Genomic DNA, 15,214 nt, shown 5'->3' on the forward strand with positions numbered 1-15,214 from the left:
AAAGAACGGGGTGAAAACGGCGCGGAGTATATCAGGGTGTTCAGCAAATGTCCTGCTTTTATGTTAGGATGCGCGCCATCATTTCCTTATCGCTATCTATTATGCTGCAAAATATCCGAATCGTACTGGTAGAAACCTCGCACACCGGCAACATGGGTTCCGTTGCCCGCGCCATGAAAACCATGGGCTTAAGCAACCTGTATCTGGTCAATCCGCTGGTGAAACCGGACTCGCAGGCCATTTCACTGGCTGCCGGTGCCAGCGATGTGATCGGTGAGGCGAAGATCGTCGATACGCTGGATGAGGCGATTGCCGGCTGTAGCCTGGTGGTGGGTACCAGCGCCCGTTCGCGCTCGCTGCCGTGGCCAATGCTTGACTCGCGTGAATGCGGCATCAAAAGCGTGGAAGAGGGCCAGCAGGCGCCGGTGGCGCTGGTGTTTGGTCGCGAGCGCGTGGGCCTGACCAACGAAGAGCTGCAGAAGTGCCACTATCATGTCGCCATTCAGGCCAACCCGGAGTACAGCTCGCTCAACCTGGCGATGGCGGTGCAGATTATCGCCTATGAAGTGCGCATGGCGTGGCTGGACGCGCAGGAGAAAGCCAGTCCGCAGCCGCAGTACGAAGCCTCGCCGTATCCGCTGGTTGACGATCTGGAGCGCTTCTATCAGCACATCGAGCAGATGATGCTGAACAGCGGCTTTATCCGCCAGGGCACACCGAGCCAGGTGATGAGCAAACTGCGTCGCCTCTATACCCGTGCGCGTCCGGAGCGCGATGAACTCAACATTCTGCGCGGCATGCTGTCGTCGTTTGAAAAACCCAAAAACGACAAGGGTAATAGTTGAGTAAAACACCAGGTTAAATAGTTGAGCGAAATACTCGGTTAAATAGTTGACCAAAATACTCGGGAATGTCAGACTGGCCTCCATTCTTCAGATAACCCGCCGACTCGCTGGCGGACGCTTACGAGGTTGTATGCTATGAGACTGACATCCAAAGGACGTTATGCCGTAACCGCTATGCTGGACGTTGCCCTGCACTCGCACGAGGGCCCGGTACCGCTGGCCGATATTTCAGAGCGTCAGGGCATTTCGCTCTCCTATCTGGAGCAGTTATTCTCGCGTCTGCGTAAGCACGGTCTGGTGGCCAGCGTGCGGGGTCCGGGTGGCGGTTATCTGTTAGGCAAAGACGCCGGCGCGATTGCAGTTGGCGCGGTGATCACCGCGGTGGACGAATCCGTTGACGCCACCAAATGCCAGGGTAAAGAGGGTTGCCAGGGCGGCGAGCGTTGCCTGACCCACGTCCTGTGGCGCGACCTGAGCGAGCGCATCAGCGATTTCCTCAACAACATCACGCTGGCGGAACTGGTGAATAACCAGGAGATCCTCGACGTGGCCGATCGCCAGAACAGCGTTGATAATCGTCGCTTCCAGCAGCATCGCGTGCAGGAAACCATCAACGTCAATCTGCGCGCCTGATCCTCTCCCGTTCAGCCTCTGCTGTTAACCCAGGAGAGGCTGAATCGTGCTATAAAGACGTATGATTTTTTATACGGAGTTTTAGCGCAATGAAATTACCGATCTACCTGGATTACGCAGCGACAACGCCTGCGGATCCGCGTGTCGCCAGCAAAATGATGCAGTTCCTCACTTTGGATGGCACCTTCGGTAACCCCGCTTCCCGTTCCCACCGTTTTGGCTGGCAGGCTGAAGAGGCCGTTGACGTGGCGCGCAACCAGGTTGCCGAACTGATCAACGCCGATCCACGCGAAATCGTGTTTACCTCTGGTGCCACCGAGGCCGATAACCTGGCGCTCAAAGGCGCGGCGCAGCAGCATCAGGCGCGCGGTAAACACATCATCACCAGTCAGACCGAACACAAAGCGGTGCTCGACAGCTGTGCTCAGCTGGCGCGCGAAGGCTTCGACGTCACCTTTCTGCAGCCCGGCGCGGACGGCATCGTCACGCCTGCGATGCTGGAGGCGGCACTGCGCGACGACACCGTGCTGGTGTCGCTGATGCACGTCAATAATGAAACCGGCGTGATTCAGGACATCGCCGCGCTGGGCGCGCTGTGTCACGCACGCGACATCCTGTTCCACGTGGACGCCACGCAAAGCGTGGGCAAACTGCCGCTCGATGTCAGCGCGCTGCCGGTGGATTTGATGTCGTTCTCAGCGCACAAACTGTACGGGCCGAAAGGCATCGGCGCGCTGTGGGTGCGGCGTAAACCAAAACTGCAGATCGACGCGCAGATGCACGGCGGCGGTCACGAGCGCGGCATGCGTTCGGGGACCTTACCGGTGCACCAGATTGTCGGCATGGGCGAGGCCTATCGCATCGCGCGCGAAGAGATGGCGGACGAGAGTGCGCGTCTGGCTACGCTGCGCCATCGTCTGTGGCAGGGCATCAGCACGCTAAGCGACGTACAGCTCAACGGTTCACTCCAACAGGGCGCGCCGAATATCCTCAATATCAGTTTTGCCCACGTCGATGGCGAATCGCTGATCATGGCGCTGAAAGATCTGGCGCTGTCGTCGGGATCCGCCTGTACTTCTGCCAGCCTTGAACCCTCCTACGTTCTGCGCGCCATGGGCGTGGATCAGCAGCTGGCCTACAGCTCGCTGCGCTTTTCGCTGGGTCGCTTTACCACGCAGGAAGAAATCGATTATGCCATCGGGGTGGTACATAAGGCGGTAACGCGCTTACGGGCGCTGACGCCGGCCACTTCCCGCTAAATTTTCGCCCTGCGCCGGTCAGTGCGCAGGGATAACAAACGCAAACGGAGCCACGCGATGACAACACAACCCATGACGATTACGCTCAGCTCCCAGGCCGCCGACGCGCGCTGGGGCGAGAAAGCCTTGCTGAGCAGCAATGAAAGTGGCATGACCGTTCACCTGACCGGTGCCGATGCGCTGATGAGCATTCAACGTGCCGGACGCAAGCTGGACGGTCAGGGCATCCGCCACGTCGCGCTGAGCGGCGAAGGCTGGGATCTGGAGAAATGCTGGGCGTTCTGGCAGGGTTTCCGCAGCCCGAAAGGCCAGCGTCAGGTCGAATGGCCGACGCTGAGTGAGGCCGATCAGGCCGAATTCGATCGTCGCCTGAAGATCGTTGACTGGGTGCGCGACACCATCAACCTGCCTGCGGAAGATCTCAGTCCGGAGCAGCTGGCGCACAGCGCCATCGATCTGATCAGCGAAGTAGGCGGTGACGCGGTGAGCTATCGCATCATCAAAGGTGAGGATCTGCGTGAGCAGGGCTATGCCGGAATTCATACCGTAGGCCGCGGCTCGACGCGTCCGCCAGTGCTGCTGACGCTGGACTTCAACCCCGGCGGCGACGACAGCACACCGGTGTACGCCTGCCTGGTGGGCAAAGGCATCACCTTTGATACCGGCGGTTACAGCCTGAAGCAGAGCGCGTTTATGGATTCGATGAAATCCGATATGGGCGGCGCGGCAACGGTAACCGGTGCGCTGGCGCTGGCGATTGCGCGCGGCCTGGATAAACGCGTGAAGCTGTTCCTGTGCTGCGCCGATAACATGGTAAGCGGCAACGCGTTCCGCCTTGGCGACATCATCCGCTATCGCAACGGGAAATCCGTTGAAGTGATGAACACCGACGCCGAAGGGCGTCTGGTACTGGCCGATGGACTGATCGACGCCAGCGAACAGCGTCCGCAGCTGCTGATTGATGCGGCCACGCTGACCGGTGCCGCGAAAACCGCGCTGGGCAACGATTACCATGCGCTGTTTACCTTTGACGACGTGCTGGCGGAGTCGCTGCTGGGCAGCGCCACCAGCGAGAATGAAGCTTTCTGGCGTCTGCCGCTGGCCGAATTCCACCGCAACCATCTGCCGTCCAACTTTGCCGATCTGAATAACATCGCCAGCGCGGCACATGCAGCGGGCGCCAGCAGCGCGGCGGCGTTCCTCTCATGGTTCGTCAGCAACTATCAGCAGGGCTGGCTGCACATTGACTGCTCCGCGACCTATCGCAAAAGCGCGGTGGATCAGTGGTCTGCCGGTGCGACAGGCCTTGGCGTGCGTACCATTGCCAATCTGTTACTGAAATAATCCCGACAACGGCAGGCTGCAACCTGCCGTCTTTTTTGGAAGCCTATCCCTTATGAGTAACCGTCTTGAAGAGGTGCTGAAGCTGGCGGCCACCGAGCCTGCGCACCGTCCGGAATTTTTTCAGCTATTGCTGGAGGCCGATGTCTGGGTGCCGGGCGAAAGTCCCGCGGAGCAGTTTGATGCCACCTCGCCGGTAGAATTACAGCACTGGGAGAAAGAGGGTGGCGGCAGCGTGATCCCTTTCTTTACCTCAGAAGCAGCGATGAGCGAAGCCATCCAGGGTGAGCAGCCGTACCTGCGTTTACCGACGCGCACGCTGTTTGAAATGACGCTGGGCGAAACGCTGTTCCTCAATCCGAAACTGCCGGCCGGCAAAGAGTTTTCACCCGGCGAGATCGCGCATCTGCTGGGCGAAGAGGGCAGTGCGCTGAGCCAGCAAACGGTGCTGGAGGGCGGTCATGCATTGCTGCTGTCCGAAGTGGCCGAGCCGCCAGCGCAGATGATCGATTCGCTGACCCAGCTGTTTGCGAAATACAAACAGGTGCGTCGCGCCTACGTTGCCAGCATTCGTGAGCGTGCCGATGAACAGGCGAATCTGTTGATTGGGATTGAAGCCGACAGCGATATTGATGCGATTATTCAGGCGGCCGGCAGCGTGGCGACCGATACGCTGCCCGATGACGCGCCAATTGATATCTGTGAAGTGGTCAGCAACGAGCAGGGTGTCAGCCATTTCTTCACCGCGCACATTACGCCGTTTTATGAGCGCCGCTGGGGCAGTTTCCTGCGCGATTTCAAAGGCAGCCAGCGGATTATCTAGTGCCGGTGCGCATCAGTGCGCCGGTAAATCGCACCGATTTCAACCAGGTGCGCATAAATGCGTCATCAAAATCGCACCGATTTCACCCAGGTGCGCATAAATGCGCACCCTACGTGTAGGGTCGCCGTTTACGGCGACCGGTTATACGCACCACATCCGACACTTATTTCTCAATCGGTAAATCGTCGCGGCTGCCCCATTCTCCCCACGAACCGTCGTACAGCGTCACGTCACGCACGCCCAGCGCGGTCAGCGCCAGAATCACCACCACCGCCGTCACGCCGGAGCCGCAGCTGGCGACAATCGGCTGATCCAGCTTAATCCCTGCCTTTGCAAACAGATCGCGCAGCTCGGCGGCCGGTTTCAGCTCACCGTTGGCCACCAGATTGTTCCACGGCATATTCAGACTGTGCGGGATATGGCCGCGCAGCAGGCCGGGACGCGGCTCATCCACTTCGGCATTGAAACGGTTGGCCGCGCGCGCATCGACAATCTGCGCGCCGCCCTCGTGGCTGATCAGCAGGACATCGGTCAGGCGCTTCACCTGGCTGCTGTCGTACTGCGCGTCGAACTCGCCCTCAGGCAAATCAACCGGACCGGTAGCCAGGCTGAAGCCAGCGGCTTTCCAGCCCTGCAGGCCGCCCGCCAGAATCGACACCTGCTTACAGCCAAAGGCGCGCAGCATCCACCAGGCGCGCGGCGCGGAAAACAGATTGCCTTCGTCGTACACCACCAGATGCTTATCCTGGCTGATGCCCAGCTCGCGCATCGCCACGGCAAAGGTCTCTGCGCGCGGCATCATATGCGGATACGGACTGGTGTGATCGGACAGCGCTTCGATGTTGAAAAAAGGCGCATCCGGCAGATGCCCGGCCAGATACTCCGCCGTGATATCGCGCACCGCTTCCTGACCTGGCGGCAGCATGCGGGCATCCAGCACCTGCAAACGCTCTTCGTGGTAATGTTCATTCAACCAATCAGCGGACACAAACATGGCTGTCATAGCAACCTCTTCTCCATCAGCGGCAAAGGCCCAGTGTCCGGGAATGTGAAGGCTATCTCAAGGGTAACATTGCTAAAGTTGGCGGCTTGATGTGAAATTGCGCAGCACAACACGTTTAACCTTTTGGGGCTGGTGAGGGAATTACCATGGCAAGATGTGTAAAACGACTGCTGTTCAGCGTGCTGATCGGCGGCGCATTACTGGGCGGCGCGCAGCCGTCGCTGCAGGCGGCTGATACGCCTGCGCCGCAGGCCGCGACACGCGCTCTCGCGGTGATCGACCTTTCCGAGCTGCAGCTGGACGGCGCGGCGGCGCTGGTACTGACCTTCAACCGCGCGCTCGACGGTCAGCAGGATTTCAACCACTGGATCAGCCTCACCGATGACAGCAGCGGCAAGGTCGACGGAGGCTGGGAGCTGGCGCAGAACGGCAAAGTGCTGCGCTTCCGTCATCCGCAGCCGGCGCGCAAGCTCACCGTCACCGTCAATGCCGGCCTGAAGGCCGCGGATGGCAGTGCCTTAGCCAGCCCATTCAGCCAGACACTCACCACGCGCGACATCCAGCCGATGGTCGGTTTCGCCAGTCGTGGCTCGCTGCTGCCGCTGCGCCTGGCGCAGGGACTGCCGGTGCTGGCGCTCAACGTTAACCAGATCGATGTTGATTTCTTCCGGGTGAAAAATGCCTCACTGGCAGATTTTCTCGCCCAGTGGAATTACGGCAACAATTTGTCGTACTGGGAATCGCGCGATCTGCTGAAAAACGCCGATCTGGTTTACAGCGGCCGCTTCGATCTCAACCCGGCACGCAATACGCGGGAAAAAATGCAGCTGCCGCTCGGCGACGTCGCGGCGCTGAAACAGCCGGGTGTCTATCTGGCGGTGATGAAACAGGCCGGCACCTACAACTATACGCAACCGGCCACGCTGTTCACCCTGAGCGACATTGGGCTGTCGCTGCACCGTTTTCCCACCCAGCTGGAATTGTTTACACAAAGCCTCGCCAGTGGCGATCCGCTGGCGGATGTCAGCGTGCAGCTACTGGATGAAAAAGGCCAACAGCTGACGAGCGGCAGCAGCGACAGCGAGGGGCATCTGCGTTTAGCGGCTAACGCCAAAGGCAAGCTGCTGCTGGCGACCAGCAAAGGCCAGACTTCGCTCATCGACCTTAATCGCCCGGCGCTGGATCTGGCCGAATTCCCGATTGACGGCCCGCAAGGCTACGACAAACAGTTCTTCATTTTTGGCCCGCGCGATCTCTATCGCCCTGGCGAAACGGTCATCGTTAATGCGCTGCTGCGCGATGCCGATGGCAAACCACTGCCACCGCAGCCGGTGAAAGCTGAAGTGGTGCAGCCGAATGGTGAAGTGGCACAAACCTTCGTCTGGCAGCCAGAGAACGGCGTTTATCAACAACGTTTTGCCTTACCGGCCTCGGCGATGACCGGTAAATGGACGCTGCGTATTAACAGCGGCGACAACCAGCCGCGCAGCTGGCCGTTCAATGTAGAAGATTTCCTGCCAGAACGGATGGCGCTGTCACTTAAAAGCAACACTCAGCCCCTGTCGCCAGATGCCGACGTCACCTTTGCTGTCGAAGGTCGCTATTTGTATGGCGCGCCAGCGGCAGGCAACGAGCTGCAAGGCCAGCTGTTCCTGCGCCCGGCGCGTGAAGCGGTCGCTGCGTTGCCAGGTTATCAGTTTGGCGACATCACTGAGGAACTGAAACGTAGCCTTGATGATGTGGATGAAAAGCTGGACGACAGCGGCAGGCTGCAGCTTAAGGTCGAAAGCAGCTGGACGGAGAGCCACTCTCCGCTCAACCTGATTTTGCAGGCCAGCCTGCTGGAGACCGGTGGTCGTCCGGTAACGCGGCGCGCCACGCAAGCGATCTGGCCTGCGATCGCGCTGCCGGGCATACGTCCATTGTTTAACAGCGAATCGGTGTACGACTATCGCACCGACCGCTATAACGATGAGCCAACCGTGCCGGAAAACAGCCTCGCCGAATTTGACGTGGTGTACGCCAATGCGCAGGGCGACAAGCTGGCGGCGCAGGATCTCGAGGTGCGATTGATCCACGAACGTCGCGACTACTTCTGGAGCTTCTCCGACAGCGAAGGCTGGCAATCACGTTACGATGAAAAAGATCTGCAGGAAGAGCAGCAGCGCATCAGCATTGCGGCGGGCGGCAGCCAGAAAGTCAGCTTCCCGGTGGAGTGGGGCACCTATCGTCTGGAAGTGCATGCCGGTGACAACATCGTCAGCAGCGTGCGTTTCCAGGCAGGTTACTGGTGGCAGGACAACACCAACGGCACCGGGGCGCTGCGGCCGGATCAGGTCAAACTGAAGATCGACAAAGCCGCCTATCAACCCGGCGACACCGCCCGTGTCACGGTGGAATCCCCGGCGGCCGGCAAAGGCTATCTGCTGGTGGAGTCGAGCAGCGGCACCTTGTGGTGGCAACCGCTGGATGTGCCGGCGGGCGGCGCAACCATTGATGTGCCAGTCAGTGCGGAGTGGAAACGCCACGATCTGTATCTCAGCGCGATTGTGGTGCGCGACGGCGACAAAGCGAACGGCACCACGCCAAAACGCGCGGTCGGCTTGTTGCATCTGCCGATGGCAACCGCCGCGCGCCGCCTGACGCTGGCGCTTGAGGCACCGGACAGGATTCGGCCGGAACAAACCGTGCAAGTCAAGGTTAAAGCCCGCCGCGAGGGCGGTGCGCTGCCGCAGCAGGTGCAGGTATTGTTGTCGGCGGTGGACAGCGGCGTGCTGAGCATTACCGACTATGCCACCCCCGATCCGTGGAACGGCTTCTTTGGCCGCAAGCGCTACAACGCCGATCAATATGACGTATTCGGGCAGTTGATTGAGGGCGGCGGCAAACTGGCGGCGCTGCGTTTTGGCGGTGACGGGGATGATGCCGATGCACTGTCGCGCGGCGGCAAAAAGCCGGTCACCGAGGCGCAGATTGTAGCGCAGCAGCTGCAGCCGGTGACGCTGGATGCCAGCGGCGAGGGCACGGTGGAACTGCCGGTACCGGCCTTCAACGGCGAGCTGCGGCTGATGGCGCAGGTGTGGAGCGAAGACAGTTTCGGCGCGGCGGATCGTAAAATGGTGGTCGCCGCACCGCTGGTAAGCGAACTGGCGACGCCGCGCTTTCTTGCCAGCGGCGATCAATCAACACTGGCGCTGGATTTGACCAACCTCACCGATCAACCTCAAACGTTGAACGTCGCGGTTAACGCCAGCGGCTTGATTGCACTCAACGGCCAAATCCCGGCCAGGGTGCAGCTGGCGAAAGGGGCGCGTACCACGCTGGCGATTCCGGTTAAAGCGCAGGACGGTTTTGGTGAGGGCGACGTGCAGGTGACCGTTTCGGGGCTGAGCCTGCCGAACGAGACGCTGGCACCGAGCGTGCGCCGCTGGAAGATTGGCGTGCGTCCGGCTTATCCGGCGCAAACCCTGAGTTTCGATAACGTAATGAACAGCGGGCAGCGCTGGCAGGTGATGGCAAGCGCTTTCAACGGCCTGCAGGCTGGCACGCTGAGCGGCCAGCTATCGCTGAGTTCTCAGCCGCCGCTGAATATCGCCAGCTACATCAGCCAGCTTTACGCTTATCCCTATGGCTGTCTGGAGCAGACCGCCAGCGGCATCTGGCCTTCACTCTTCACCAATCACGCCCAGCTCAGCGCGATGGGCATCAAAACCAGCAGTGATGAGGCGCGCCGCGCGGCAATTGACACCGGCATTGCGCGCCTGGCCGGCATGCAGCGCGGTAACGGCAGCTTTGGCCTGTGGAGCAAAGAGAGCAGCGAGGAGTTCTGGCTCACCGCTTACGTCACTGACTTCCTGCTGCGCGCCAGCGAAGCGGGCTACAGCGTGCCGGAGGGCGTGATTAATCGCGCCGACCAGCGCCTGCTGCGTTATTTGCAGGATCCGGCGCAAATCGAAACCAGCTGGAGTAGCGATGCCGATGCGCTGCGTTTTAGCGTGCGGGCCTACGCGGGGCTGGTGCTGGCGCGTCAGCAGCAGGCGCCGCTCGGCGCGCTGCGGGCGCTGTATGACCAACGCGCCCAGGCGAAGTCCGGACTGGCGCTGGTGCAGCTTGGCGTGGCGTTGCAGCAGATGGGCGATACGCAGCGCGCGCAGCTGGCGCTGATGCAGGGCATCGCGCTGCAACGCCAGCCTGACATGTGGCTGGGCGATTACGGCAGTCCGTTGCGTGACCGCGCGCTAACGCTGGCGCTGCTGACGGAAAATCAGCTGCTGCCGGAGCAGCAGGGGCCATTGCTGATTGAACTGGCGCAAACGCTGCACGGGCAGCGCTGGTTCTCCACCCAGGAGAACAATGCGCTGTTCCTCGCCGCGCGGACGCTGCAGCAGCATCAGGGTGAGACCTGGCAGGCCACGCTGCAGGACCAGCCGCTGCGCAGCGATCGGCCGCTGAGTCTCGGGCTGAGCGCGCCGCAGTTGCAGCAGGGCCTGACGGTGACCAGCGACACGCCGTCGCCGCTGTACGGTACGCTCAAGGTGGTCGGCTATCCGCGCACTGCGCCGTCACCGGTCAGCAACGTGCTCAGCATCAGTCGCGAATACTTCACGCTGGACGGCAAACCGGCCGATCTCAATAACCTTAAGAGCGGTGAGCTGCTGGTGGTACGGCTGAAGGTGGGCGCCAGACAGCGCGTCAGCGATGCGCTGGTGGTGGATCTGCTGCCAGCCGGGCTGGAGCTGGAAAATCAAAACCTGAGCGACAGCAGCGCCAGCCTGGGCGACAGTGCCGATGCGCTGAAAGAGAGCATGATGGACATGCAGCAGGCCAACATTAAACATCTTGAGTTCCGCGACGACCGCTTTGTCGCCGCGCTGGCGCTGGATGGCTACACGCTTGGCACGCTGCTGTATCTGGCGCGCGCGGTGACGCCGGGCAGTTATCGTCTGCCGCCACCGCAGGTGGAGTCGATGTATGTGCCCGCGTGGCGCGCCATCGGCACCACGCCGGAAAAACTTCATGTGCGTTAAGCGTCCGTGACGCAGCGCCACCGACGCCTGTGCGGGCTGGCGCTGCTGTTACTGCTGCTGGTGGGCGCAGTATGGCTGCTGGACCGGTTCGATCCGCTGCCGCTGCGCCAGTTACAGCCGGCGCGGGTGGTGGTAGCGGAAGATGGCACGCCGCTGTGGCGCTTTGCCGATCGACAGGGTGTGTGGCGCTATCCGGTGACGCTGGACGAGGTGTCACCGGCCTATATCGAGGCGCTGCTGACCTACGAAGACCGCTGGTTCTGGCACCATCCCGGCATTAATCCGCTGGCGATAGTGCGCGCCGTCGGGCAAAACCTGCTGCAGCACGGCATTGTCTCCGGCGGCAGCACGCTTACTATGCAGGTGGCGCGGCTGATTGATCCGCAGCCGCGTACCCTGCGTGGCAAAGTGGTGCAGGCGTGGCGCGCGCTGCAGCTGGAGTGGCATCTGTCGAAGCGCGAGATCCTCACGCTGTATCTCAACCGCGCCCCGTTTGGTGGCACGGTTGAGGGCGTCGGCGCCGCCAGCTGGATGTGGCTGGGCAAACCGGCGTCGCAGCTTACCCGCGGCGAGGCGGCGCTGCTGGCGGTGCTGCCGCAGGCACCCAGCCGTTTGCGCCCGGACCGCTGGCCCCAGCGCGCTGAAGCTGCCCGCAATAAAGTTCTGGATCGCCTGGCGCAGTATCAGGTGTGGCCGGCGCAGACCGTCGCCGAAATCAAACAGGAGCCGGTATGGCTGCCGCCGCGTCAGCTGCCGCAGCTGGCACCGCTGCTGGCGCGCCGGCTGCTGTCGCTGTCGCCCGACAGCAAAATTACTTCCACGCTGGATGTGTCGCTGCAGCGCGAACTGGAGAACCTCGCTGCGTCGCTGCAAACCCGGCTGCCGCCGCGCACCTCGCTGGCACTGCTGGTTGTCGACCACAGCACCATGAAGGTGCGCGGCTACGTCGGCTCAGTGTCTTTCAATGACGACAACCGCTTTGGCCATGTGGATATGATTGCCAGCGTGCGTTCGCCGGGATCGCTGCTCAAGCCGTTTGTCTACGGCATGGCGCTGGATGATGGCCTGATTCATGGCGAATCGCTGCTGCAGGATGTGCCACGCCGCTTTGGCGACTATCGTCCCGGCAATTTCGACAGCGGCTTTCACGGCCCGGTCAGCGCCAGCGAAGCGCTGCAGCGTTCGCTCAATCTGCCGGCGGTGCAGCTGCTGGAGGCGCTTGGACCGAAAAACGTCGCCGCGCGGCTGCGCAACGTCGGCCTGAATCTGCGCTTTCCGGCGGGCGGTGAACCGAATCTGTCGCTGGTGCTGGGCGGCACCGGCGCGCGGCTGGACGACATTGTCGCCGCCTACAGCGCCTTTGCCCGCCACGGTAATGCTGCGCAGCTGCGCTGGTTGCCGCAGCAGCCGCTGCTGCAGCGCCCGTTACTGTCGCCCGGCGCGGCGTGGATTGTGCGCCGCATTCTCGCCGGTGAGGCACAGCCTGCCGCCAGCGGGGCGGTCGCCGATATCGTGCCGCTGGCGTGGAAAACCGGCACCAGCTACGGTTATCGCGATGCCTGGAGCGTCGGTATCACGCCGCGCTATCTGATTGGCGTCTGGGTGGGCAGGCCGGATGCCACGCCGGTTGCCGGCCAGTTCGGTTATGCGTCGGCGGTGCCGGTGATGCAGCAGGTTAATCACCTGCTGGCGGGACATCTGCCGGCGCGCGGCGTGCCCGGCGATCCGCGCCCGGCGACGGTCAGCGCCGTCAGTATCTGCTGGCCCGGCGGCCAGCCGTTGCCCGCTGGCGACGAGAACTGCCGGCAGCGGCGTTACAGCTGGGTGCTGAATCAGACCGTGCCGCCAACGCTGCTGGCGCCGGGTCAGGAAGGCGTCAATGGCTTACGCCAGCGCTTCTGGCAAAACAGCAAAGGGCTGCGCGTGGCGGCGGATTGTCCGGATGCGCAAAGCCGTGAGCGACTGATGTGGCCGCTGCCGCTTGAGCCGTGGCTGCCACCGGGCGAACGGCGGGCGCAGCGCCTGCCGCCGGTGGATGCGACCTGCCCGCCGCTGAATCAGGGGGACAGCGCGCCGCTGCTGGTGACCGGCGTGATCAATGGCCAGCGCGTGCAGCCGCTGCCCGGTAAGGTCGTATTGCTGCTGCCGGTGGCGGTGCAGGGCGGGCAGGGTACGCAGCGCTGGTGGTTTTTAAACGGGCAGCCGGTGGCGCTTGCTGCGGGAAAAAGCAGCGCCTCGCTGGTGCTGCGCGAGTCCGGTCGTTATCAGCTGGTGGTGATGGATGAGGCCGGGCAGCTGGCTTCGGTGTCGTTCACGCGTGGCTAAACGCAGCGCTATGGCATATTTTTTGCGTGTTTGCCCCGACAGAAATCAATTATTTTCAATAATTCCTCTCTTCACTCATAGGCAAGGCGCGCCGATCTCCCTATAATCGGCGCGTTTTCTTACCGGGAGCGGGTTCCCGGTTTCTTCAGGATGCTAATCAGAGGTAATCATGGCAATCGAACGCACTTTCTCCATCATCAAACCAAACGCTGTCGCTAAGAACGTGATTGGTGCTATCTACAACCGTTTCGAAAGCGCTGGCTTCAAAATCGTTGGTGCGAAAATGCTGCACCTGACCAAAGAGCAGGCTGAAGGCTTCTACGCGGAGCACAAAGGTCGTCCGTTCTTTGATGGTCTGGTTGAGTTCATGACTTCTGGCCCGGTTGTGGTATCTGTTCTGGAAGGCGAAAACGCTATCCAGCGTCACCGTGATCTGATGGGTGCAACTAACCCGGACAACGCGCTGGCCGGTACGCTGCGTGCTGACTACGCAGACAGCTTCACCGAAAACGCCACCCACGGTTCTGACTCTGCAGAATCTGCGGCACGCGAAATCGCTTACTTCTTCGCAGAAAACGAAGTCTGCCCACGTACCCGCTAAGTGCGCGGTAGCGGATGCGGACAGACGTCTTTACACCTTGTAACCGGTGGCTAAGACGTTCCCCTGGCATCACGCAGCAGATGTAGTACAATTATGCGCCCTTGTTGAGCCTGGCTCAGCGAGGGCGCTGTTTTTTTCCTATTCTTAACCAGAGCCGTAACGTGTAACAACGAGGCCAGAGAACATTATGTCCGAACAGATTGTGACGCCGTCGTCCGCTTCCCCCGTGGTTGTTTCCCCGAAAAACGAAAAAATTAACCTGCTGGATCTTAACCGTCAGCAGATGCGCGAATTCTTTGTTGAGATGGGCGAAAAACCGTTCCGTGCCGATCAGGTCATGAAGTGGATGTACCACTACTGCTGCGATGATTTCGAGCAGATGACAGACATCAATAAAGTGCTGCGTGGCAAGCTGATGCAGCGCGCTGAAATTCGTGCGCCGGAAGTGGCGGAAGAGATGCGCTCCAGCGATGGCACCATTAAGTGGGCGATTCGCGTCGGCGATCAGCTGGTGGAAACCGTGTATATCCCGGAAGCCGACCGCGCCACGCTGTGCGTCTCCTCGCAGGTAGGCTGTGCGCTGGAGTGTAAATTCTGTTCGACCGCGCAGCAGGGCTTTAACCGTAACCTGCGCGTGTCTGAAATCATTGGTCAGGTATGGCGCGCGGCAAAAATTATCGGTGCCGCTAAAGTGACCGGCCAGCGTCCGATCACCAACGTGGTCATGATGGGCATGGGCGAGCCGCTGCTGAACCTTACCAACGTGGTGCCGGCGATGGAGATCATGCTGGATGACTTCGGTTTCGGCCTCTCCAAACGTCGCGTGACGCTGTCGACCTCGGGCGTAGTGCCGGCGCTGGACAAGCTCGGCGATATGATCGACGTGGCGCTGGCGATTTCGCTGCACGCACCGAATGACACCATCCGCGATGACATCGTGCCAATCAACAAAAAGTACAACATCGAAGCCTTCCTGGCGGCGGTGAAGCGCTACATTGGCAAATCCAACGCCAATCAGGGCCGCGTGACGATTGAGTACGTGATGCTGGATCACGTCAACGACAGCACCGAACATGCGCATGAGCTGGCGGCGCTGCTGAAAGAGACGCCGTGCAAGATCAACCTGATTCCGTGGAACCCCTTCCCGGGCGCGCCGTATGGCCGCAGCTCGAACAGCCGTATCGACCGCTTCTCCAAAGTGCTGATGGAGTACGGTTTCACTACCATCGTGCGTAAAACGCGCGGCGACGACATTGATGCCGCCTGTGGTCAGCTGGCCGGCGATGTTATCGACCGCACCAAGCGTACGCTGCGTAAAAAAATGGCCGGTGAAGCCATCTCTGTGAAGGCGCTCTGA

The 15,214-nt window shown here is 61.1% G+C and carries 10 protein-coding genes; 9 read left to right on the forward strand and 1 reads right to left on the reverse strand.

Translation table 11 applies throughout. The annotated features are described in order from the left end of the window. The first annotated feature begins 101 nt into the window (after nt 1-101). The 5 genes from trmJ (at nt 102) to sseB (ending at nt 4,901) form a co-directional block, all read left to right on the forward strand. Nucleotides 102-845: a tRNA (cytosine(32)/uridine(32)-2'-O)-methyltransferase TrmJ gene (gene trmJ / locus AC6I8P_RS05115; protein ID WP_031279390.1), complete on the forward strand. Its 744-nt coding sequence runs from the start codon at nt 102-104 to the stop codon at nt 843-845. 135 nt (nt 846-980) lie between these two features. Next, complete coding sequence (iscR, locus tag AC6I8P_RS05120; protein ID WP_031279392.1) at nt 981-1,478, forward strand: Fe-S cluster assembly transcriptional regulator IscR; 498 nt, start codon at nt 981-983, stop codon at nt 1,476-1,478. An 89-nt stretch (nt 1,479-1,567) separates the two neighbouring features. Next, the gene (locus AC6I8P_RS05125; RefSeq protein ID WP_058775653.1) at nt 1,568-2,737 is read left to right on the forward strand and encodes an IscS subfamily cysteine desulfurase; all 1,170 of its coding nucleotides are present in this window, start codon (nt 1,568-1,570) and stop codon (nt 2,735-2,737) included. Between the two features lie 57 nt (nt 2,738-2,794). Then, nucleotides 2,795-4,081 carry an aminopeptidase PepB gene (pepB, locus tag AC6I8P_RS05130; RefSeq protein WP_058758293.1) on the forward strand — a complete coding sequence of 429 codons (1,287 nt, stop codon included), beginning with the start codon at nt 2,795-2,797 and terminating at the stop codon, nt 4,079-4,081. A 52-nt stretch (nt 4,082-4,133) separates the two neighbouring features. Continuing rightward, complete coding sequence (gene sseB, locus AC6I8P_RS05135; RefSeq protein ID WP_058758294.1) at nt 4,134-4,901, forward strand: enhanced serine sensitivity protein SseB; 768 nt, start codon at nt 4,134-4,136, stop codon at nt 4,899-4,901. Between the two features lie 163 nt (nt 4,902-5,064). Here the strand turns inward: sseB and sseA are convergent, their stop codons facing one another. Further along, nucleotides 5,065-5,904 carry a 3-mercaptopyruvate sulfurtransferase gene (gene sseA, locus AC6I8P_RS05140; RefSeq protein WP_238561648.1) on the reverse strand — a complete coding sequence of 280 codons (840 nt, stop codon included), beginning with the start codon at nt 5,902-5,904 and terminating at the stop codon, nt 5,065-5,067. Between the two features lie 146 nt (nt 5,905-6,050). Between sseA and AC6I8P_RS05145 the strand changes: the two genes are divergently transcribed. The 4 genes from AC6I8P_RS05145 (at nt 6,051) to rlmN (ending at nt 15,214) form a co-directional block, all read left to right on the forward strand. Continuing rightward, nucleotides 6,051-10,931 (forward strand): alpha-2-macroglobulin family protein, encoded by a 4,881-nt coding sequence (locus AC6I8P_RS05145; RefSeq protein ID WP_498031028.1) that lies wholly within the window; start codon nt 6,051-6,053, stop codon nt 10,929-10,931. Between the two features lie 6 nt (nt 10,932-10,937). Next, nucleotides 10,938-13,256, forward strand: coding sequence for a peptidoglycan glycosyltransferase PbpC (pbpC, locus tag AC6I8P_RS05150; protein ID WP_498031029.1), 2,319 nt, complete (start codon nt 10,938-10,940; stop codon nt 13,254-13,256). A gap of 169 nt (nt 13,257-13,425) precedes the next feature. After that, nucleotides 13,426-13,857, forward strand: a complete 432-nt coding sequence (gene ndk / locus AC6I8P_RS05155; protein WP_021506555.1) for a nucleoside-diphosphate kinase — start codon at nt 13,426-13,428, stop codon at nt 13,855-13,857. A gap of 187 nt (nt 13,858-14,044) precedes the next feature. After that, the gene (gene rlmN, locus AC6I8P_RS05160) at nt 14,045-15,214 is read left to right on the forward strand and encodes a dual-specificity RNA methyltransferase RlmN (protein ID WP_021506556.1); all 1,170 of its coding nucleotides are present in this window, start codon (nt 14,045-14,047) and stop codon (nt 15,212-15,214) included.

The organism is gamma proteobacterium symbiont of Lampromicra miyakona, from assembly GCF_059730895.1.

Coding starts and splice junctions, on each gene's coding strand:
- AC6I8P_RS05125 (WP_058775653.1), top strand. CDS start 1,568: ATGAAATTACCGATCTACCTGGATTACGCAGCGACAACGCCTGCGGAT.
- iscR (WP_031279392.1), top strand. CDS start 981: ATGAGACTGACATCCAAAGGACGTTATGCCGTAACCGCTATGCTGGAC.
- trmJ (WP_031279390.1), top strand. CDS start 102: ATGCTGCAAAATATCCGAATCGTACTGGTAGAAACCTCGCACACCGGC.
- AC6I8P_RS05145 (WP_498031028.1), top strand. CDS start 6,051: ATGGCAAGATGTGTAAAACGACTGCTGTTCAGCGTGCTGATCGGCGGC.
- rlmN (WP_021506556.1), top strand. CDS start 14,045: ATGTCCGAACAGATTGTGACGCCGTCGTCCGCTTCCCCCGTGGTTGTT.
- sseB (WP_058758294.1), top strand. CDS start 4,134: ATGAGTAACCGTCTTGAAGAGGTGCTGAAGCTGGCGGCCACCGAGCCT.
- sseA (WP_238561648.1), bottom strand. CDS start 5,904: ATGACAGCCATGTTTGTGTCCGCTGATTGGTTGAATGAACATTACCAC.
- ndk (WP_021506555.1), top strand. CDS start 13,426: ATGGCAATCGAACGCACTTTCTCCATCATCAAACCAAACGCTGTCGCT.
- pepB (WP_058758293.1), top strand. CDS start 2,795: ATGACAACACAACCCATGACGATTACGCTCAGCTCCCAGGCCGCCGAC.